Annotated in this window: 15 protein-coding genes; 10 read left to right on the forward strand and 5 right to left on the reverse strand. The window is 70.6% G+C overall.

Features of this window, described 5'->3' with window-relative positions; all coding sequences use genetic code 11:
• Window positions 1-39: 39 nt before the first annotated feature.
• Both AC07A4_RS38385 and AC07A4_RS38390 read right to left on the reverse strand, forming a co-directional pair.
• Window positions 40-390, reverse strand: coding sequence for a hypothetical protein (locus AC07A4_RS38385; protein WP_478608394.1), 351 nt, complete (start codon window positions 388-390; stop codon window positions 40-42).
• 38 nt (window positions 391-428) lie between these two features.
• The gene (locus AC07A4_RS38390) at window positions 429-3,641 is read right to left on the reverse strand and encodes a hypothetical protein (RefSeq protein WP_478608396.1); all 3,213 of its coding nucleotides are present in this window, start codon (window positions 3,639-3,641) and stop codon (window positions 429-431) included.
• 245 nt (window positions 3,642-3,886) lie between these two features.
• Between AC07A4_RS38390 and AC07A4_RS38395 the strand changes: the two genes are divergently transcribed.
• Window positions 3,887-4,765, forward strand: a complete 879-nt coding sequence (locus AC07A4_RS38395) for a helix-turn-helix domain-containing protein (protein ID WP_478608398.1) — start codon at window positions 3,887-3,889, stop codon at window positions 4,763-4,765.
• Window positions 4,701-5,048: a DUF397 domain-containing protein gene (locus tag AC07A4_RS38400; protein WP_478608400.1), complete on the forward strand. Its 348-nt coding sequence runs from the start codon at window positions 4,701-4,703 to the stop codon at window positions 5,046-5,048. Before AC07A4_RS38395 ends, AC07A4_RS38400 begins: the two co-directional genes overlap by 65 nt.
• A 72-nt stretch (window positions 5,049-5,120) precedes the next feature.
• Here AC07A4_RS38400 and AC07A4_RS38405 read toward each other — a convergent pair whose 3' ends face one another.
• Entirely contained in the window at window positions 5,121-8,399 is a 3,279-nt protein-coding gene (locus AC07A4_RS38405; RefSeq protein WP_478608402.1) for a hypothetical protein, read from the reverse strand.
• A 245-nt stretch (window positions 8,400-8,644) separates the two neighbouring features.
• On the opposite strand from AC07A4_RS38405, the gene AC07A4_RS38410 reads away from it, so the two are divergent.
• Together AC07A4_RS38410 and AC07A4_RS38415 are read left to right on the forward strand one after the other, a co-directional pair.
• A complete protein-coding gene (locus AC07A4_RS38410; RefSeq protein WP_478608405.1) occupies window positions 8,645-9,490 on the forward strand; it encodes a helix-turn-helix domain-containing protein in 846 nt (281 codons plus the stop codon).
• Complete coding sequence (locus tag AC07A4_RS38415; protein ID WP_478608407.1) at window positions 9,450-9,812, forward strand: DUF397 domain-containing protein; 363 nt, start codon at window positions 9,450-9,452, stop codon at window positions 9,810-9,812. The genes AC07A4_RS38410 and AC07A4_RS38415 overlap by 41 nt, the downstream gene beginning before the upstream one ends.
• Here AC07A4_RS38415 and tgmC read toward each other — a convergent pair.
• On the reverse strand, window positions 9,790-10,935 hold the full coding sequence (gene tgmC / locus AC07A4_RS38420) for an ATP-grasp peptide maturase system methyltransferase (RefSeq protein WP_478608410.1): 1,146 nt from the start codon (window positions 10,933-10,935) through the stop codon (window positions 9,790-9,792). The genes AC07A4_RS38415 and tgmC overlap by 23 nt on opposite strands.
• A gap of 88 nt (window positions 10,936-11,023) precedes the next feature.
• Between tgmC and AC07A4_RS38425 the strand changes: the two genes are divergently transcribed.
• The 5 genes from AC07A4_RS38425 to AC07A4_RS38445 all read left to right on the forward strand — a co-directional run bounded on the left by AC07A4_RS38425 (window position 11,024) and on the right by AC07A4_RS38445 (window position 17,070).
• Entirely contained in the window at window positions 11,024-11,911 is an 888-nt protein-coding gene (locus tag AC07A4_RS38425; protein ID WP_478608412.1) for a radical SAM/SPASM domain-containing protein, read from the forward strand.
• Window positions 11,912-11,919: 8 nt separating this feature from the next.
• Complete coding sequence (locus AC07A4_RS38430; RefSeq protein WP_478608414.1) at window positions 11,920-13,050, forward strand: methyltransferase domain-containing protein; 1,131 nt, start codon at window positions 11,920-11,922, stop codon at window positions 13,048-13,050.
• Between the two features lie 216 nt (window positions 13,051-13,266).
• Window positions 13,267-14,196 (forward strand): PLL family lectin, encoded by a 930-nt coding sequence (locus tag AC07A4_RS38435; protein WP_478608416.1) that lies wholly within the window; start codon window positions 13,267-13,269, stop codon window positions 14,194-14,196.
• A 154-nt stretch (window positions 14,197-14,350) separates the two neighbouring features.
• Window positions 14,351-15,895 (forward strand): alpha/beta hydrolase, encoded by a 1,545-nt coding sequence (locus AC07A4_RS38440; protein ID WP_478608419.1) that lies wholly within the window; start codon window positions 14,351-14,353, stop codon window positions 15,893-15,895.
• A complete protein-coding gene (locus tag AC07A4_RS38445; RefSeq protein ID WP_478608421.1) occupies window positions 15,892-17,070 on the forward strand; it encodes a serine hydrolase domain-containing protein in 1,179 nt (392 codons plus the stop codon). The genes AC07A4_RS38440 and AC07A4_RS38445 overlap by 4 nt, the downstream gene beginning before the upstream one ends.
• Before the next feature lie 24 nt (window positions 17,071-17,094).
• Here AC07A4_RS38445 and AC07A4_RS38450 read toward each other — a convergent pair whose 3' ends face one another.
• Entirely contained in the window at window positions 17,095-17,820 is a 726-nt protein-coding gene (locus tag AC07A4_RS38450; RefSeq protein WP_478608424.1) for a TetR/AcrR family transcriptional regulator, read from the reverse strand.
• Window positions 17,821-18,063: 243 nt separating this feature from the next.
• Here AC07A4_RS38450 and AC07A4_RS38455 point away from each other — a divergent pair, with 243 nt between their 5' ends.
• The gene (locus AC07A4_RS38455) at window positions 18,064-19,038 is read left to right on the forward strand and encodes an esterase/lipase family protein (RefSeq protein ID WP_478608489.1); all 975 of its coding nucleotides are present in this window, start codon (window positions 18,064-18,066) and stop codon (window positions 19,036-19,038) included.
• The last annotated feature ends 201 nt before the right edge of the window (window positions 19,039-19,239 follow it).

Consider the following 19,239-nt stretch of genomic DNA (forward strand, 5'->3'; position numbering starts at 1 on the left):
CCCCCCAGGGCGTGGACTTCCCCGGCGCCGGGTGCCCGATCAGGCGCTGCCCTCGCCCTCGCCCGCGCACGTCTCGCACGGGGCCTCGTGCTGCCAGCCGTCGTCGTCCGTCCACTCGATCATGCCGTTGCCGCCGCAGGAGGGGCAGCGAGGCAGCACCACCACCTCCAGGTCCGACGGGCCGAGTTCGGACGGGTCCACGGTCTCCAGGTCCGCGCGGTCCACCAGCAGGTTCCGGCGGAGCAGGTAGTCCTCCGCCTCCAGCCGGATACGCACCCTGCCCTCGTATCCGCCCGCCACGATGGCGCGGGCACCCGCGTGGGTCACGCGGGTGCCGTCCGGCAGGGCGCGTTCCTTGGGCGGTCCGGACTGGCGCTCAGGCTCTCGCATGGCGCCAGTCTGGCAGTGCCGGGCGGAACGCGCCCGGGTCAGCCTCGGCGTCGGTTGATCCGTCGCCTGCCGAGCAGCACGAGGGCGGTGCCGACGAGCAGCGTCGCCACGGTGAAGGCGATCGGCTTGAGTGGGTCGGGGCCGGTGTCCGCGAGGCTGCCGTTGTGGTCGGTCCTGGTCGGCGTCGGGACCGGGGTCCACGTCGGGGTGGGGTCCGGGTCCGGTGTGGGCGTCGGCGTGGGGTCCGGGGTCGGGGTCGGGGTCGGGTCCGGGTCGGGTGTGGGGGTGGGCGTGGGGGTGGGGTCCGGGTCCGGCGTGGGCGTGGGCGTCGGGTCCGGGTCAGGTGTGGGTGTGGGTGTGGGTGTGGGGTCCGGGTCCGGGTCCGGGGTCGGGGTGGGGTCCGGGTCCGGGGTAGGAGTCGGGGTCGGCGTCGGCGTCGGCGTGGGGTCAGGGTCGGGCGTCGGCGTCGGCGTCGGCGTCGGGGTGGGGTCCGGGTCCGGCCCAGTCCGCGTCAGCCGGTTGGTGACGGTGACCGCCACGCTCTCCGCAGGGCCGAGCTTGGCGATGCGGCTCGGCTCGATCTCCGCGTCCCCGTCGTAGCCGTACCCCTTCGGCAGGTCCGGTGGCGCGCTCTCGGTGATGGTGCAGGCCTGGCCGTCGTAGAAGCGCACGGCATCGGCGGCGGCGCTGGTGGCACCGGCCGGGACGGCCGCGCTCCACTTCTTCTCGCCCTGGGTGCCGCAGCGGACGGAGCCGCTGAAGGTGAGCGGCGCGGGCAGGCCGTCTCCGGCGCCGGTCAGCTTCTTCGTGACGGTGATGTCCGAGGCGGTGTTGAACACCTGGAGGGAGACGGTGCTGCTGTTGGAACTCGGGATCGGGTCGATGAACAGGTCAGCGCCCGAACTGGACTTCGCGCTCGCGGTGTTCTTGAAGGTGCCGGGGATCGGCCCGGCGGTGCCCTTGATCGTGAGGGTCACGTAGTCCTGCGGGCCGATCTTGTCGATCGTCGAGCGGACGGTGCGGGTGTCTTCGTCGTACTCGACGCTGCCGCAGGCGGAGGCGTCCGTGGCGGCGGCACACGTCGCGGAGTCGTAGACGAAGGCGTCCGCGCTGGGGAGCGGGTCGCTGAAGACGACGGACTCGACGGTGCCGGGCGAGGAGTTGGAGACCTTGATGGCCCAGGTGACGTCCTCGCCGGCCTGGACGGCGGCGGGTGTGACGGATTTGTTCACGGCGACGTCCGCGCAGAGAACGCCGGTGGCGCTGACCGACGCGAAGCGGTTACCGGTGTTGGTGGTGCCGTCGGGAGGGTAGATGTAGGCGGTGTTTTGCACCCCGGCGCGCTCCGGGGTGACCTCGCAAGGCACATCGGGGTCCACCACGGGATCGACGCTCATGACGATGGTCAGTTCGGCGCCGCTGGGGAACTTGTCGAGGGTCCCGCTGTAGATGGTGCCGGGTGGCGTGAACGTGTTGTCCTCGATGAACGAGGGACATTCGATGCCGCCGGTGCCGGTGCACGAGGTGATGTCGACTTCGAAGCTGCCGTAAACGGTGTTGCGCCCCATGTAGTCCTGGATGGTCGCGCCGTCGGCGGCCGCCGGGCCCTTGTTGGCGTAGGTGACGGTGTACGTCACCGGTGACCCCGGAGCGATCGTCTTCGCGCTCTGCTTCTTCGTCACCTCCAGCTTCGCTTCCGGGCACGCGGGCGGGGTGGCGCCGGTGGCGATGACCCTCGCGGTGCTGTTTCCGGTATTGGTGACGCCGGTGGGAGTCCGGAGGTAGGCCGAGTTGAACACCTCTGCGGGGTCAGGCTGCGCCTGGCAGGGGGGATCGGCATCCTCCACGGGGTCCGCGATCATCACCACGGTCAGCTCGGCGCCGCTGGGGAAGCTGTCGAGGGTCCCGCTGTAGATGTTGGAGGGGAGCTCGATCGTCTTGTCCTCGATGAACGAGGGGCAGGTGATGCCGCCGGTGCCGGTGCATGAGGTGATGTCGATTTTGATGGTGTTGTAGAGGGTGTTGCGCGACATGTAGTCCTCGATGGTCGCGCCGTCAGCGGCTGCCGGGCCCTTGTTGGCGTAGGTGACGGTGTACGTCACCGGCGACCCCGGAGCGATCGTGTCCGCGCTCTGCTTCTTCGTCACCTCTAGTTTCGCTTCCGGGCACTTGGGCGGGGTAGCGCCGGTGGCGATGACCTTCGCGGAGCTGTTGCCGGTGTTGGTGATGCCGTCGGGAGGGTAGATGTAGGCCGTGTTTCTCACCTCCGCCGGGCCAGGACTGGGCTGGCAGGGAGGATCGGCATCCGCCTCGACGTCCACGGTCATCACTACGGTCAGCTCGGCGCCGCTGGGGAAGCTGTCGAGGGTTCCGCTGTAGATGTTGGAGGGGAGCTCGATCGTCTTGTCCTCGATGAACGAGGGGCAGGTGATGCCGCCGGTGCCGGTGCATGAGGTGATGTCGATTTTGATGGTGTTGTAGAGGGTGTTGAGCGACATGTAGTCCTCGATGAGCGCGCCGTCGGCTGCCGCTGGGCCTTTGTTGGCGTAGGTGACGGTGTACGTCACCGGCGACCCCGGGGTGATGGTGTCCGCGCTCTGCGTCTTCGTGACCTCGAGTTCCGCGTTGTTGTCGATCGAGGTGGAGACGGAGCTGTCGTTCGAGGCCGGGTCGGAGTCGGTCGCGTCGCCGGGCGGGGCGATGTGGGATTCCGCCGTCACGCTGGACGGCGACGGCACGCCGTACCGTCCGGTGATGGTCAGCGTCAGCACACCCAGGTGCGGCAGCGTGGTCGCGGTCCCGGAGACCTCCGTGTCGGACACCGTGAGCGAGTCCGGACAGGCGGCGCCCGCGCTGGCTTTGCAGGTGGCCTTCACGCCGGTGGCGGACTTGGGCATGTCTACGCTGAACGGCGCGCCGTCCGCCGCGATCAGCGTGTTGTTGCCCATGGTCACGGTGTACGTGAAGGAGTCCCCGGCCGCGGCGGTCGTCGGCCCGGCGATGTTGGTCGTGACGTCGACGGTGGCGGCGGCCTTGCGCTTGCCCTTCGGTTCGCCCTTGGGCTTCGGCTTCGGCTTGGGCTTCGGCTTCGCCGGTGCGGCGGCCGGGGCCGATGTCTGGCCCGGGGGTCCCTGAGCGGTCGCCCGCTCCAGTGCGGGTGTCCCCAGGACCAGCAGCAGCGCGGCCACCGCACCGGCCGCGACTGTGCGCAGCGGCCGTACGCGCCAGCGTCCCGAAAGCCGTGAGCTCATGATCAGACCGCCATTCCGAAATCCCGCAAATAGGACAATCGGCGTGGAGTCTTACAGTCCGAGCGTGGCCGTTTCCCTCAGCGCGGCCGACCGTGATCGCCAGGGCGACGCGATTTCACTCCGACGGCCGCGCGTCCCGGAAATCGCGATTCCGGTCACCCAAGTTAGGTGGGGCGGTTACGCTCGGCGACAAGCTGAATCGCGCGCCGCGCTTCTTGGCGTGGCCTTTGGGGGTGACCCGAACCATGGTCAACATCCGCGACCTCGATCCCAGCGCGTCCCCGCTGGACTACTACGGTTCCGAGCTGCGCAGAGCAAGAGAGGCGTCGGGCCTGAAACAGGCGGAGCTCGCGAGCTGCATCTTCTGTGCGCCGAGCCTGGTGGGGCAGGTGGAGACGGCCCGGAAGGTCCCGACGCGGGACTTCTCGGAGAGGCTTGACGCCGCGCTGGGGACGGACGGGATGTTCTCGCGGCTGGTGGGGTTGGTGCTGCGGAGCCAGTTGCCGAGCTGGTTCCAGCCGTACGCGGAGATGGAGGCGAAGGCCGCTTACATCTCCACGTACCAGGTGCAGTTGGTGTACGGGCTGCTGCAAACCGAGGAGTACGCCCGCGCTGTGCTGGCTACTGGGACGCCAGGCAACCTCGACGACCAGGTCGCCGCTCGAGTGGAACGGCAACGGACTCTGGGGCGTGCGTGTCCGCCGCTGATGTTGGTGACGCTCGATGAGGCGGCTCTTTACCGGCCGATCGGAAGCCGCGAGATCATGCGTAGGCAATTGCGGCACCTGCTGGCTTGCCAGCAGCAGCGCTGGGTGGGTATCCAGGTGCTGCCGTTCTCGGCAGGTCAACATGCCAGTCTTGACGGTTCGTTCAACCTGCTGCGCTTCGATCACGACCCGGACATCGTCTACACGGAAGACCTGATCTCCGGGCATATGACGGCCGATTCCGCAACGATCCGCGAAGCATCGCTCCGTTACGCTAACTTGCAGGCCGCTGCCCTCTCGGTGGAGGACTCAGCGGAACTGATCACCCGCGTGATGGAGGAACGCTATGGGGATGGCCCTGGACCTGACGAACGCGCGGTGGCGAAAGTCTTCGTACACCGGCAGCACCGGGGGTGACTGCGTGGAGTGCGCCCCCCTCAATGGTGCGGCGTGGCACAAGTCCTCGTACACCGGCGACACCGGTGGCGACTGTGTGGAGTGCGCCCCCCTCAACGGCGCCGCGTGGACCATGTCCTCGTACAGCGGGACCAGCGGCGGCGAATGCGTGGAAGTCGCCGCCCTCAACCCCCACATTGCCCTCCGCGACAGCAAGCGCCCCCACGGCGCCGTCGTCACCGTCGGCGCCCCCGCGTTCACCGCCCTCGTCGAGGCGGCCGTACACGGAACCCTCGACCGGTAACCGACTCGCACGGTAAGCCTCCAGCTCGGCCCCTCCGGGGGGCCGAGCTGGACGCGTTCGGCGACGGTCGGGTCAGCCTCGGCGTCGGTTGATCCGTCGCTTGCCGAGGAGGACGAGGCCGGTGCCGACGAGCAGCGTCGCCACGGTGAAGGCGATCGGCTTGAGCGGGTCGGGGCCGGTGTCCGCGAGGCTGCCGTCGGGTTCGGTCCTGGTCGGCGTCGGGACCGGGGTCCACGTCGGGGTCGGGGTGGGGTCCGGGTCCGGTGTCGGGGTCGGGTCCGGGTCGGGCGTGGGCGTGGGCGTCGGGTCCGGATCAGGCGTGGGTGTCGGGTCCGGGTCCGGTGTGGGCGTCGGTGTCGGCGTGGGGTCCGGGTCCGGCGTGGGTGTCGGGTCCGGGTCCGGTGTCGGGGTCGGCGTGGGGTCCGGGTCCGGCGTCGGGGTGGGGTCCGGATCGGGCGTGGGTGTCGGGTCCGGGTCGGGCGTAGGCGTCGGGTCCGGGTCCGGCGTGGGTGTGGGCGTGGGGTCCGGCGTCGGCGTCGGGTCAGGGTCCGGCGTCGGCGTCGGCGTCGGCGTGGGGTCCGGGTCGGGTGTCGGGGTGGGGTCCGGGTCCGGCCCAGTCCGGGTCAACCGGTTAGTGACGGTCACCGCCGCGTTCTCCGCAGGGCCGAGCTTGGCGATGCGGTTCGGCTCGATCTCCGCGTCCCCGTCGTAGCCGTACCCCTTCGGCGGTTCCGGCGGTGTGTCCTCGGTGATGGTGCAGGCCTGGCCGTCGTAGAAGCGCACGGCATCGGCGGCGGCGCTGGTGGCACCGGCCTGGACGGCCGCGCTCCACTTCTTCTCGCCCTGGGTGCCGCAGCGGACGGAGCCGGTGAAGGTGAGCGGCCCAGGCAGGCCGCTCCCGGCGCCGGTCAGCTTCTTCGTGACCGTGATGTCCGAGGCGGTGTTGAATACCTGGAGCGAGACGGTGCTGCTGTTGGAACTCGGAATCGGGTCGACGAGCGCGTCGTCCCCCGAACCGGGCTTCGCCGTCCCGGTGTTCTTGTAGGTGCCGGGGATCGGCCCGGCGGTGCCCTTGATGGTGAGGGTCACGTAGTCCTGCGGGCCGATCTTGTCGATCGTGGAGCGGACGGTGCGGGTGTCCTCGTCGTACTCGACGGCGCCGCAGGTGGAGGCGTCCGTGGCGGCGGCACACGTCGCCGAGTCGTACACGAACGCGTCCGCGCCGGGCAGCGGGTCGTTGAAGGCGACGGAACCGGCGGCGATGAGCGAGGAGTTGGAGACCCTGATCTTCCAGCTGACCTCGTCACCGGCCTGCACGGCGGCGGGCGTGACGGACTTGTTCACGGAGACGTCCGCGCAGGGGGTCGTGGCGATGACGTTCTCGCCGAAGTTGCCCGTGTTGACGACTCCGCTGGGGGCGTCCATGCCCGCCGAGTTCGCGGTCTTCGGATCGGCGGGACAGGTGGTGTCGTTGGCCGAGGCGACCGGGTCGACGCTGAGCTTGACGGTCAGGGCGGCCCCGCTGGGGAAGGCGCCGAGCTCACCCCGGTAGATGAAGTCGTTCACGCCGATCGTCTTGTCGGTGACGAACGAGGGGCAGTCCACGCCGCCCGTGCCCTCACAGGAGACGACCTCGACCTCGAAGCCGCTGAAGAGCCCGTGGTTGACGCCCATGGAGTCCCTGATGGTCGCGCCGTCGGCGGCGTCAGGGCCTTCGTTGGTGTACGTGATGGTGTACGTCTGCGGGGCTCCCGGGGCGATCGACGGTGAGCTCTGCTCCTTCGCCACCCGCAGCTTCGCCTGGGGGCACTTGGGCGGGGACGGGGTGGTGGCGGAGACCTCGGCCGTGCCGGTACCGGTATTGGTGAGGCCGCCGGGAGCGTCGATGAAGGCCTGGTTGGTGAGGGTCGCCGTGGTCGAGCCGGAGGCACAGCGCGGGGTGGGGTTGGCCACCGGGTCGACGCTGAGCTTGATGGTCAGGGCGGCACCACTGGGGAACGCGCCGAGCTCACCCCGGTAGATGAGCTCGTTCGCCGGGATCGTCTTGTCGGTGACGAACGAGGGGCAGTCCACCCCGCCCGTCCCCTCACAGGAGACGACGTCGACCTCGAAACTGCTGAAGACATCGGTGTTGAGCCCCAGGAAGTCCCTGATGGACGCGCCGTCGGCGGCGGCCGGGCCCTCGTTCGAGTACGTGATGGTGTACGTCTCCGGCGATCCCGGGGCGATCGACGACGCGCTCTGCTCCTTCGTCACCCCCAGCTTCGCCTTCGGGCACTCCGGAGGGGCCGGGGTGGTGGCGGTGACGCTCACGGCGTCGGTACCGGTATTGGTGATGCCGCGGGGAGGGTCGATGGAGAGCCGGTTCGTCAGGATCGGCTCGGCACCGCCGGCGGCCCGGCAGGGCGCGTCGGGGTTGGCCACCGGGTCGACGCTGAGCTTGATGGTCAGGGCGGCGCCGCTGGGGAAGGCGCCGAGCGTGCCGTCGAAGGCGTAGCCCTCGGTGCGGGTCGTCCTGTCGTTGATGAAATCGGGGCAGTCCACCCCGCCCGTGCCCGCACAGGAGACGACACTGACCTCCAGGCCGCGGAAGACCAGGGTGTTCAGCGCCAGATAGTCCCTGATGAGCGCGCCGTCGGCGGCGGCCGGGCCCTCGTTCGTGTAAGTGAGGGTGTACGTCAGCGGCGATCCCGGGGCGATCGACGTCGCGCTCTGCTCCTTCGTCAGCCGCAGCTTCGCCGTGTTGTCGATCGCGGCGGAGACGGAGCTGTCGTTGGAGGCCGGGTCGGAGTCGGTGGCGTCGCCGGGCGGGCTGATGTGGGACTCCGCCGTCGCGCTGGACGGCGACGGTACGCCGTACCGGCCGGTGATGGTCAGCGTCAGCACGCCCAGGTGCGGCAGCGTGGTCGCCGTTCCGGACACTTCCGAGTCGGACACCGTGAGCGGGTCCGGGCAGGTGGCGCCCGCGCTGGCTTTGCAGGTGGCCTTCACGCCGGTGGCGGACTTGGGCAGCGTCACGCTGAACGGTGCGCCGTCCGCTGGGGTCAGCGTGTTGTTGCCCATGGTCACGGTGTACGTGAAGGGGTCTCCGGCGGCGGCGGTCGTCGGTCCGGCGATGTTGGTCGTGACGTCGACGGTGGCGGCGGCCTTGCGCTTGCCCTTCGGCTTCGGCTTGGGCTTCGGTTTCGGCTTCGCCGCCGGGGCGGCGGCCTGCTTCTGGCCCGGGGGTCCCTGAGCGGTCGCCCGCTCCAGCGCGGGTGTCCCCAGGACCAGCAGCAACGCGGCCACCACACCGGCCGCGAACGCGCGCGGCGGCCGCAAGCGCCAGCGTCCCGAAAGCCGTGAGCTCATGATCAGACCGCCATTCCGAAATCCCGCAAATAGGACAATCGGCGTGGAGTCTTACACCGGGGGCGCGGCCGTCGCCCCTGGCGCGGCTGGCCGTGATCGCCGAAGCGACGGGATTTCACTCGCGTGGCCGCGCGTCCCGGAAATCGCGATTCCGGTCACCGAGGCGAGGTGGCGCGGTTACGCTCGGCGACAGGCTGAATCGCGCGCCGCGCTTCTTGGCGTGGCCTTTGGGGGTGACCCGAACCATGGTCAACATCCGCGACCTCGATCCCAGCGCGTCCCCGCTGGACTACTACGGCTCCGAGCTGCGCCGCGTGAGAGAGGACTCGGGCCTCAAACAGGCGGAGCTCGCGGGCTGCGTCTTCTGCGCGCCGTCCCTGGTGGGCCAGGTGGAGACGGCGCGAAAGGTGCCGACCAGGGACTTCTCCGAGCGGCTCGACGCGGCGCTGGGTACGGACGGGACGTTTTCGCGGTTGGTGGGCCTTGTGCTGCGGAGTCAGCTGCCGAGCTGGTTCCAGCCGTATGCGGAGATGGAGGCCAGGGCGACGGCCATCTCCACGTTTCAGCCGCAGCTGGTGTGCGGCTTGTTGCAAACCCCCGACTACGCACGCGCCTTGTTGCGTGCTGGCTGGGCGGACAAGCTGGATGAGGCGGTAGAGGCGCGAATGGAGCGTCAACGTGTGCTGAGCCGTGTACGGCCGCCCTTGACCTGGGCAGTGATCGATGAAGGCGCGTTGTACAGGCCGTTCGGTGGCCTAGCTGTCATGCGAGCACAACTCCAGTACCTTTTGGACATCCAGAAGCACCATCACGTGAGCGTGCAGGTACTGCCGTTCATGACGGAACACCCAGCAACAGTAGGCGGATTCACCCTGCTGGAGTTCGAGTCTGACCCCGATATCTTCTACACGGAGAGCTACGACTCGGCTCATATGACCGCCAATCCGGAGACCGTCAGGGACTGTTCCCACCGTTACGATCACCTGCAGGCCGCTGCCCTCTCCGTAGAGGACTCGGCGGCACTGATCGCCCGCGTACGGGAGGAACGATATGGGGACCAACCTGAACCTGACGGGCGCGCTCTGGCGTAAGTCCAGCTACAGCGGCGGCACAGGCGGCGAATGCATCGAGTGCGCTCCCCTCAACGGCGCCGCGTGGCACAAGTCTTCGTACAGCGGCGACACGGGTGGCGAATGCATCGAGTGCGCTCCCCTCAACGGCGCCGCGTGGCACAAGTCTTCGTACAGCGGATCGGGCGGCGGCGACTGCGTCGAAGTCGCCGCCCTCAACCCCCACATAGCCCTCCGCGACAGCAAGCGCCCCCACGGCCCCGTCGTCACCGTCACCGCCGCCGCCTTCACCGCCTTCGTAACCGCCGCGGCCCAAGGCGTTACACCGGAAGCCGCCAGCTAGGCCCTTCAGGGCTCCCGAGCCAGACCCGCTGTTCCTCGTCCGTGATCGTCAGCCCGAACCCCGACACGTGCGGCGACCCCGCCTCCTGCCAGGCACTGACCGCGTCCTCGACCGCGTCCCACAGCCTGAGCGGGCCGCGCTGGACGACGGTCCAGCCGTCACCGTCGTCGGCAGGACGGGTACGCGCCTGCGACCCGGTGGCGACATCGAGCAGGACCTGCTCGGCTCCTACGCCGGCCCGCTCGGCGGAGGGCGCGGCGAGCTGGGCGACGAACAGGCCCGTCCAGTCTTCGAGGACGGCCGGATCGATGCGGCTCGGCCGCTCCTCGCCGGGCAGGTACTCGACCAGGCCGCGCGGCGGGCGCTCGTGTGTGCGAGCCATCATGAACGACGTCCGGTCGGGCAGGAAGCGTCCGGAAGCGTCGCCGTCGTCGTCGACAGTGAGTCGTACGAGGCCGTTCCCGAAGCCCCATCCGGCGAGGGCGACGAGCAAGGTTCCTCCGGCGTTGATCTGCCGGAGCAGGCTGTAGGGAACGTGCCGCATGGAGCAGAACGCGATAACGGTGTCGTACGGGGCGCCGTCCAGGTGGCCGCGCAGGCCGTCCCCGGTGATGAGGGTGGGGGCGTATCCGGCTTCGGAGAGGGCCTTGCGGGCGCGTTCGGCGACGGCCGGGTCGGTCTCGACGGCGGTTGTGTGGTCCGCGCCGATCAGCTCGCAGACATAGGCGGTGGAGAGGCCGGTCCCGGTGCCGATGATGAGGGAGCGTCGGCCAGGAGCGGTGCCCGCCTGCTCGATCATCCGCACCACCAGGCCTGGAAAGGTCGAGGACGAGGTAGGGACGCCGGAGACGGGGCCGGTCGCGTCCTCGGCGAGCACGCCGTCGATCTGTGTGACCCAGGTGGTGTTCTCGTACGTGAGGTTCAGCCACTCCTCGGCAGGGACGGAGTCGCGGAACACAGGGGTCCACATGGTGCCGCCGGGGGACTCGCTCGGCCGGTAGACGGCGGGGCCCAGGAAGATCTCGCGGGGCACGGTCTCGACGGCTCGGCGGAGTCGAGGGTCGTGCAGGAAGTTGTCGGCGGCGAGCTGATCAGCAAGGCGGCGGCGCAACGGTTCGGTCACGTGGGTATGCCCTTCTGAAGTGCGTCGGCGAGTGCGCGGGTGATCGCGAGGCTTGAGTGCGGGAACGATGCGAAGGGGGAGCGTGCCCATGACCACGATCGTGGATGCGGCGGCGCCTGCGGCAACCGTGCCGAAAGTGGTTGAGCTGGAGATTACCGGGGCCTGTCAGCTCCAGTGCACGCAGTGCTTCGCTGACTCGGGGCCGGATGGCACCCACGGTGCGATGACGGCCGATGACTGGCGACGGGTGATCAGTGAGGCGGCGGCACTGGGCGTTCGCGAGGTGCAGCTCATAGGCGGGGAACCGACCGTGCACCCGGCATGGCCCGAGCTGGTCGATCACGCGTTGAGCCGTGGCCTTCAGGCCGAGGTCTACAGCAACTTGTTCCACATCAAGCCCGGTTGGTGGCGTCTGTTGACCCGCAAGGGTGTGAAGCTCGCAACGAGCTACTACAGCGACCGCGCCGACGAACACGACGCGATCACCACGCGTCCGGGCAGCTACGAACGTACCCGGGCGCACATCGCAGAGGCCGTCCAGCGCGGCGTCCCGCTGCGTGTCGGCATCGTGTCTGTCCTGCCGGAGCAGCGTGTCGCGGAGGCGCGCCGGGAGCTGGAAGCACTGGGCGTGACAAGGATCAGCGCGGACCGGACGCGGCGCCTCGGCCGGGCCTCGCTGCCCGGGGCCGATAGGGATGCTGCGGAGCTGTGCGGACACTGTGGGCGCGGTCAGGCGGCCGTCCTGCCTTCGGGCGGGGTGGCGCCGTGCGTGATGTCGCGCTGGCTGACCACGGGCAACGTTCGGGCAAGTGGCTTGGCCGCCATCTTGCGCGGCGAGGAATGGGGGCGGGCGCTCAGCCTGATTCCGGCTCGCGCCGACGGCGACCCGTGTCAGCCTGACTGCAAGCCCGCGTCGGACGGCGGAGACTGCTCCCCGGCGGAACAGGAAGCCTGCAAGCCGAAATTCGATGAGTGAGGCCGCTCGTGAACTGGAAGCCACACGCCGAACGCCTCGCGGCCGGAGTAGCCCCGCCGACTTCCCGGTGGCGGGAAGCACTAGCCGCCACCCCCCGGCACGCCTTCGTACCTCGCTGGTGGGAACGGGCGGGCGGCGGCATGTGGGAGCTGCGGGACGGTCCGGCGGACGAGGAGGCATGGCTGCGCGCGGCCTACTCGGACACGTCCTTGGTGACCCGGGTCGGCCCGCTGCACGCCGACGCCGCGAACCCCGGGGACCGGCCGACGGGACTGCCCACCTCATCCAGCACCCTGCCCGGCCTTGTCGTGCGGATGCTGCGGCACGGCCTGTTGTACGAGGGCGCGGACCTGTGCCTGATCGGCACGGGCACGGGAGCGAGCACCGCCCTCGCGGCGCACCGGCTCGGGGACACACACGTCACGACCCTGGACGTGGACCCCTATCTCACCGAAGCGGCGACGGCGCGGCTCGCCTCACTGGGCATGTTCCCCCAGGTGGGCACCTGCGATGCGACGGGACCGCTCCCGAGCGACTTCGACCGCATCGTGTCCCTGGTGGCCCTGCGGAACCTCGCCAGCATCGTTGCCGCACTCCGCCCCGGCGGGCGATTGGTCACCACGCTCGCCCGCATGAACGTGATCGTCACGGCTGACAAGGGCGCGGACGGCGGCGCCCGCGGTGTGGTCGAGTGGGACCGGGCCGGGTTCATGAGCACCCGTTCCGGGGCCGACTACCCTCCGGGCGCGGGCGAGCTGTTCGCGGCCGTACGGGACCGTGAGGGCGAGGAAGTGACCGAGGGCCGCTATCCCGTGCTCAACGTCACAGAGGCTTGGGACGTAGGCGCCATGCTCGAACTGACCGCACCCGGGGTCGAGACCTACTACGAGGAACGCGGCGAGCAGCGGACGGCGTGGCTGGTGCACGCCGACGGTTCATGGGCGCGGGCCTCGGCGACGTGGATCGAGCCGCCCACGGTCCACCAGGGCGGCCCGCAACGGCTGTGGACGCGACTGGAACGCATCCGCAACCGGCTCAACGCCGAGGGCGGCCTACCGATCTATGGCAGCCGTGTGCGCATCACGCCCGACGGCGTGTGCCATTTTGAACGCGGCAAGTGGTCTGCCTCGTACGGATGACGTGCACGGATGACGTGCACGGGCAGCCGGTTGCCGGGCTAGCGGAAGACCGGCCCCCGCCCACCGCACACAGAGTCCAATTCCCGGCTGTCCGAGCGCACGCGTCAGCCCATAGCGTCGAGAGTGAACGGAAGTAACCAGAAAGTGCAGTTGAACGCAAGCAACTGATCCCCGTCGGCATCGGCAGCCTCATGCCTGGCCGGAAGGAAGTTCAGCATGCGCAGACGCTCACTACCTGTCTTCTTCACCTCTCTCCTCTTACTGCTCGGGGCCCTGGTGGCCCCGGCCGCCGCCCAGTCGTCGCCCGCTCCCGCGCACCCCAGGACCGCCTCGGCGTCCGGCGCGCAGAGCTGGTCCGGCTGGGAGTCCCTCGGCGGCGGGCTGACCTCAGGGCCCGCCGTGTCCTCGTGGAACAACGGTCGCCTCGACACGTTCGTCCGTGGTGGTGACAACGCTCTCTGGCACAAGTGGTACGACAACGGCTGGTCCGGCTGGGAGTCCCTCGGCGGCACCCTGACCTCCGAACCCGCCGCCGTCTCCTGGGGACCCGGACGCATCGACGTCTTCGCCCGTGGTGGGGACAACGCCCTGTGGCACAAGTGGTACGACAGCAGCGGCTGGCACAACTGGGAGTCCCTTGGCGGCACCCTGACATCGGCGCCCACCGTGTCGTCGTGGAGCAGCGGCCGCCTGGACGTCTTCGCCCGTGGCGGTGACAACGCGATGTGGCACAAGTGGTACGACAACGGCTGGTCGGGCTGGGAGTCCCTCGGCGGCGGCCTGACCTCGGCACCCGCGGCGGTGTCCTGGGGCAACGGGCGCATCGACACCTTCGCCCGTGGTGGCGACAACGCCCTGTGGCACAAGTGGTACGACGGCAACGGCTGGTCCGGCTGGGAGCAGTTGGGCGGCGGTCTGACGTCGGCGCCCGCCGTGGCATCGTGGAGCAACGGGCGGCTGGACGTCTTCGTCCGTGGTGGTGACAACGCGATGTGGCACAAGTGGTACGACAACGGCTGGTCGGGGTGGGAGTCGCTAGGCGGCGGCCTGACCTCGGCGCCCGCCGCGGTGTCCTGGGGGTACGGACGCATCGACACGTTCGTGCGCGGCGGCGACAACGCGATGTGGCACAAGTGGTGGTCGTAGCTCCGGCGCTCCCGCCTGAGACACCGTCGGCGACGCGCCGAACGGCTCCCTGGGGATAACCCCCGCCCCGCCTGGCCAGGTGACCGCATGGTCGGCAACTCGCGGCACCCATAGCGTCGCTGGTGATCATTCCTCACCTGCCAGGGAGCAGCAGATGCGTACAAGCCGTTGGCGCGCCGCAGGCGTCGGCGTCGGTCTCGCCGGAGTCCTCGCGGGAGCGGTGCCCGCCGCCGCGCAGTCGGCGGCGCCCGCGCCACAGATCCGCTGGGGCGCCTGCCCCGCCGAGCAGAAGGAGCTCGTCGCGGCGGGCGCCCAGTGCGCCAAGGTCACCGTGCCGCTGGACTACGCCGACCCCGGCGGCCGCACCATCGACATCGCCGTGTCGCGGGTGAAGGCCAAGGACCGGGCGCACCGGCGCGGCATCCTGCTGTCCAACCCGGGCGGGCCCGGTGGTGCCGGGCTCGCCAACACCCTGGCCATGAGGGACACGTTGAAGGGCGTCGCCGACCAGTACGACCTGATCGGGTTCGACCCCCGGTTCCTGGGCGACAGCGACCCGATCAGCTGCGGCCCGGCGGGGCCGCAGGACCCGCCCCGGAAGACGACGAGCCCGCGCCAGGACTTCGAGGACGGCGTCGCGCGGGCCCGCCGCACGGCGGACCGCTGCTTCGCGCACGGCGACAACGCCGCGCTGCTGCCGCACGCCTCCACGCGGAACGTCGCCCGCGACATGGACGCGATCCGGGCCGCCCTGGGGGAGCGGAAGCTGTCGTACTACGGGATCTCGTACGGCGCCGACCTGGGCGCCGTGTACACGCAGCTGTTCCCGTCGCGCGCCGACCGCGTCGTCATCGACTCCTCCACGGACCCCGCCGCCACGCAGTACGAGCTGTTCCAGCGCGCCGGGAAGCCGCAGGAGGAGGGGTTGGACGAGTGGGCCGCGTGGACGGCGCGGCACGCCGGCACCTACCGGCTCGGCGGCACGGCGAAGGAGGTGCGGGCCAGCGTCCAGCGGCTGCTCGGCCGGGCGGAGACGCGGCCCGTCGCCCTCGCGGGCACGCGGATCACCGCGCCGCTGATCCGCCTGGTCCTGCGGCAGTTCGTCCAGCACGGGGAGAACGACGCGGGCCTCGCCCGTACCGTACGGACCCTCGTGGACGCGGCCGGAGGCAAGGACGTCGATCCCAACCCGGAGCTCGCCGCGATCCTCGGCTTCCTCAACTCGCCCGATGTGGAGGCCTCGCTCATCGGCGGCGCGATCTTCATGTGCGGGGACGGCGGCTGGCCCGCCGGCGGCTGGCCCGCGCACACGGAGACGTACTGGAAGAACATGCAGCGCAGCCGCGCCACGCAGCCCGTGTTCGGGCCGCTCGTCAACGACATGACGGCACCCTGCGCGTTCTGGAAGTCCGCGCCGCGCGAGGCGGGCACGCGCATCGTGAACAACCACGTGCCTGTCCTGATGCTCCAGGCCGTCCGCGACAACAACGTCCCCTACGACGGCGCGCTCGCCCTGCACCGGAAGCTGAAGGGCTCACGCCTGCTGTCCGCCGACATCCGCTCCCACGGCGTGTACGGGCGCGGCGCCGAGGGCAAGACGGCCGTGCCCTGCGCGGACGACGCCGTCAACGCCTACCTGGGCGGCGGCAAGCTGCCCGCGCGTGACGTCACCTGCTCGGCGCCCGGGGGGAAGCGATGACGCTCAGCCGCCGGACCGCCATCACCGCCACCGCCACGGCGGCGCTCGTCTCGGGCCCCGTGTCCGGTGCGGTCGCGGGGCCGAAGGCCTCCGGGCGCGGCGGCGGCCGCCTGCAGCGCGACGTCGACGCGATCCACGCCACCGGCGCCACCGGCGTCCTCGCCGAACTGCGCACCGCGCGCGGCCGGACCGCCGCCCGCGCGGGCTTCGCCGACCTGGACGACCGCGCCCCCGTCCCCTGGGACGCGTACTACCGGATCGGCAGCGACACCAAGACCGTCACCGCCACCCTCGCCCTCCAACTCGTCGGAGAGGGACGGATCTCGCTCACCGACACCGTCGAGCGGTGGCTGCCCGGCCTCGTCGAAGGGCACGGCAACGACGGCCGCAGGATCACCGTCACCAACCTCCTCCGCCAGACCAGCGGCCTCAGCGACTACGTGGAGATCACCGACTTCACGCCCGAGGCGTACCGCGCGGGCCGCTTCAAGCCGCCCGTGTCCGCCGAGCGGCAGGTGCGGGCCGCCGTGCGCAAGCCGCCCGGCTGGCTGCCCCGCCGCGACCACCCCGAGGACGAGCGCCGCTGGGCGTACTCCAACACCAACTACGTCGTCCTCGGCCTGCTCCTGGAGCGGGCCACCGGACACCCCTGGGCGCGGCTCGTCCACGACCGCGTCATCGAACCGCTTGGCCTGCGCCACACGTTCACCCCGGGCACCTCGGTGTACGTGCCCCGGCCCGCCGCAACCGCGTACACCGCCTTCCCGGGCGAGACCCGCCTCACCGACACCTCGCTCGCCGCCGGGGGCGGCGCGGACGGCGGCCTCATCAGCACCCCCGGCGACTTCACCGCGTTCCTGCGCGCCCTGATGGGCGGCCGACTGCTGGCCCCGGCGCAGCTGGCCGCCATGAAGCGGACCGTCCCCGCCGACGACTGGATTCCCGTACGAGGCGTCCGGTACGGGCTCGGCATCGCCTGGCGCCCCACCCCGGCGCGCCCCTCGGGCATCTGGTTCCACGGGGGCACGCACCTCGGGGTCGTCTCGGAGAGCGGGGTCACGCCGGACGGGTCCCGGGCGGTGGCCGCCGCCGTCTCCACCCTGTGGACGGACGGGGACCGGCAGGCCGCGCAGGACCGGGCGGCGCGGCGGCTGGTGGACGGGGCGTTGGCCTAAGGGCGCTGGTCTAAGGGCGCTGGTCTAAGGCGCTTCCGGTGGTCCTTCCGGTGGCTGGTGCGCTGCCGCTGTCGCTTCCGGTGGTTCGTCGGGGGCGGGTCTCAGGAGTCCCATGAACATCAGCATCAGCTCCTCGACGATCGTGTCGAGGCTCGCCTCCACGTACCCGACCGTCCAGTCGTACAGCAGCGTGTTGACCGCGCCGACGAAGCCGAGCACGGCGATGCGGTAGTCCCGGGCGCCGATCTCGCCGCGCGCCGCCGCCTCGTCGAGCGCGGCGACCAGCAGGTCGACCCAGCCCTTGCGGGCCTCCAGGCGCTGCCTCTCCAACTCCGGCGTGACGCCCGTGACCTCCACGAACGCGATCCGCACCAGGTGCGGGTGCGCGGTAAGGACCCGGGCGTACGCGCGGAACGCCACCTCGGCGCGCTCGCGCACGGTGCCGCCCGCCGCCGTGGCCATCGCCTCGACCACGGCGCCCTGCGCGGCCTTCTGCACATGGCCGTGCAGGGCGGCGAGGACCTCCTCCAGATTGCGGAACTCCTCGTAGAACTGCCGGGTCGACAGACCGGCGCGGGCGCACAGCGCCGCCACCGACGCGGACCGGTAGGCGCCGGGGCCCGCGCCGAAGAGCTCGACGCCCGCCTCCATGAGGCGCTGCCGCCGGTCTGCTCTGCGCTGCTCGGCGGACTTGCCGCCGTACCCGCGCGCGGGCCGCCGCGTGCCCTCCCGCGCCCCGTCGGAGTCCACCGGTGCCGCCCCTCTCCGCCGCCTGTCACTCAACTCCACGACAACTCCACGACCGTGCGCGGAAATTGTCGCGCGCACGACTCTTGCGCTGCCGCCGCCCCCACTCCTACTTTCAAGTAACCAAATCTGAAGCGGTGTCGTTTCAGATTCTTGGCCGCATTGGCGTGTGTCATGCGCATGTTCCTCGCTCGTTCTTCTCCCGCTCCTCTCTGTCCGCTCGAAGGGATCGAAGCCGTGAACCGAATGCCCGCACCCGTTCGTCGTCCGCGTACCTCGCGCCGCCGGGCCGTCGCCGCCGTCGCCGCTCCGCTCGCTCTCGCCGTCGCCGCGCTCACCGCGGGGAGCGGACCGGCCGCCGCCGCCGAACGGGGCCGCTACCCCGTCGGCGGGGTCGCCGACGGCGTCGCCAACTTCTTATTCAGCCCCAACGCCGTGACCGGCGTGAACGACTGGAACTGCAAGCCCAGCGCCCAGCACCCCAACCCCGTCGTCCTCATCCACGGCACCGGCGTCAACCTCGGCGCGAACTGGGTGAAGATGGGCCCGACCCTCGCCAACGAGGGCCACTGCGTCTACGCCTTCAACTACGGCATGGGCACCGCCTTCGACCTCGGCGGCCGCGTCGGCGGCCTCGGCGGCATCGCCAAGTCCGCCCAGACCATGGACGCGTTCGTCGACAAGGTCCTCAAGGCCACCGGGGCCAAGAAGGTCAACGTCCTCGGCCACTCGCAGGGCGGCATGATGCCGAACTACTACATCAAGCGCCTCGGCGGCGCCAAGAAGGTCGACCGCCTCGTCGCGCTCGCGCCCACCAACCACGGCACCACCCTCAGCGGCCTGGTCAACCTGGGCGAGGCCCTCGGCCTGCTCGGCGTCGTCAACGCGGCCTTCGACCACCTGGGGCTGCAGGGCCTGAAGGACCAGGAGGCCGGGTCGCGGTTCCAGAAGGACCTGTTCGCGGACGGCGACACGGTGCCGGGTGTGCGGTACACGGTGATCGCCACGAATCGCGACGCCGTCGCGAGTCCGTACGACCGGGGGTTCCTGAAGGGGGAGAACGTGCGGAACGTGGTCGTGCAGGATGTGTGTCCGAAGAATCCCGTGGGGCATGTGGGACTGTTCACGGACGGGCCGACTACGGAGATGGTGGTGAACGCGTTGGGGGCGGACCGGGGGGACTTCCGGCCGCGCTGCGACGACTACGGCCTGCCGTTCTGACACGCGGGGCGCCCCAGGCCCACCCCTCCCCGCTCCGGGGGCGACTGCCCTCGGGGCCCGCTCAAAGCCTTTCGGCGCTTCGCGCCTCGTCCTCAAACGCCGGACGGGCTGAATCACCGCGCTTCGCGCTTGTCCTCAAACGCCGGACGGGCTGGATTGTCGCTTGCTCGGGCTGTTTTCCCACCCACCCAGCCGCGAGCC

It is taken from the genome of Streptomyces sp. NPDC043996, assembly GCF_056435225.1.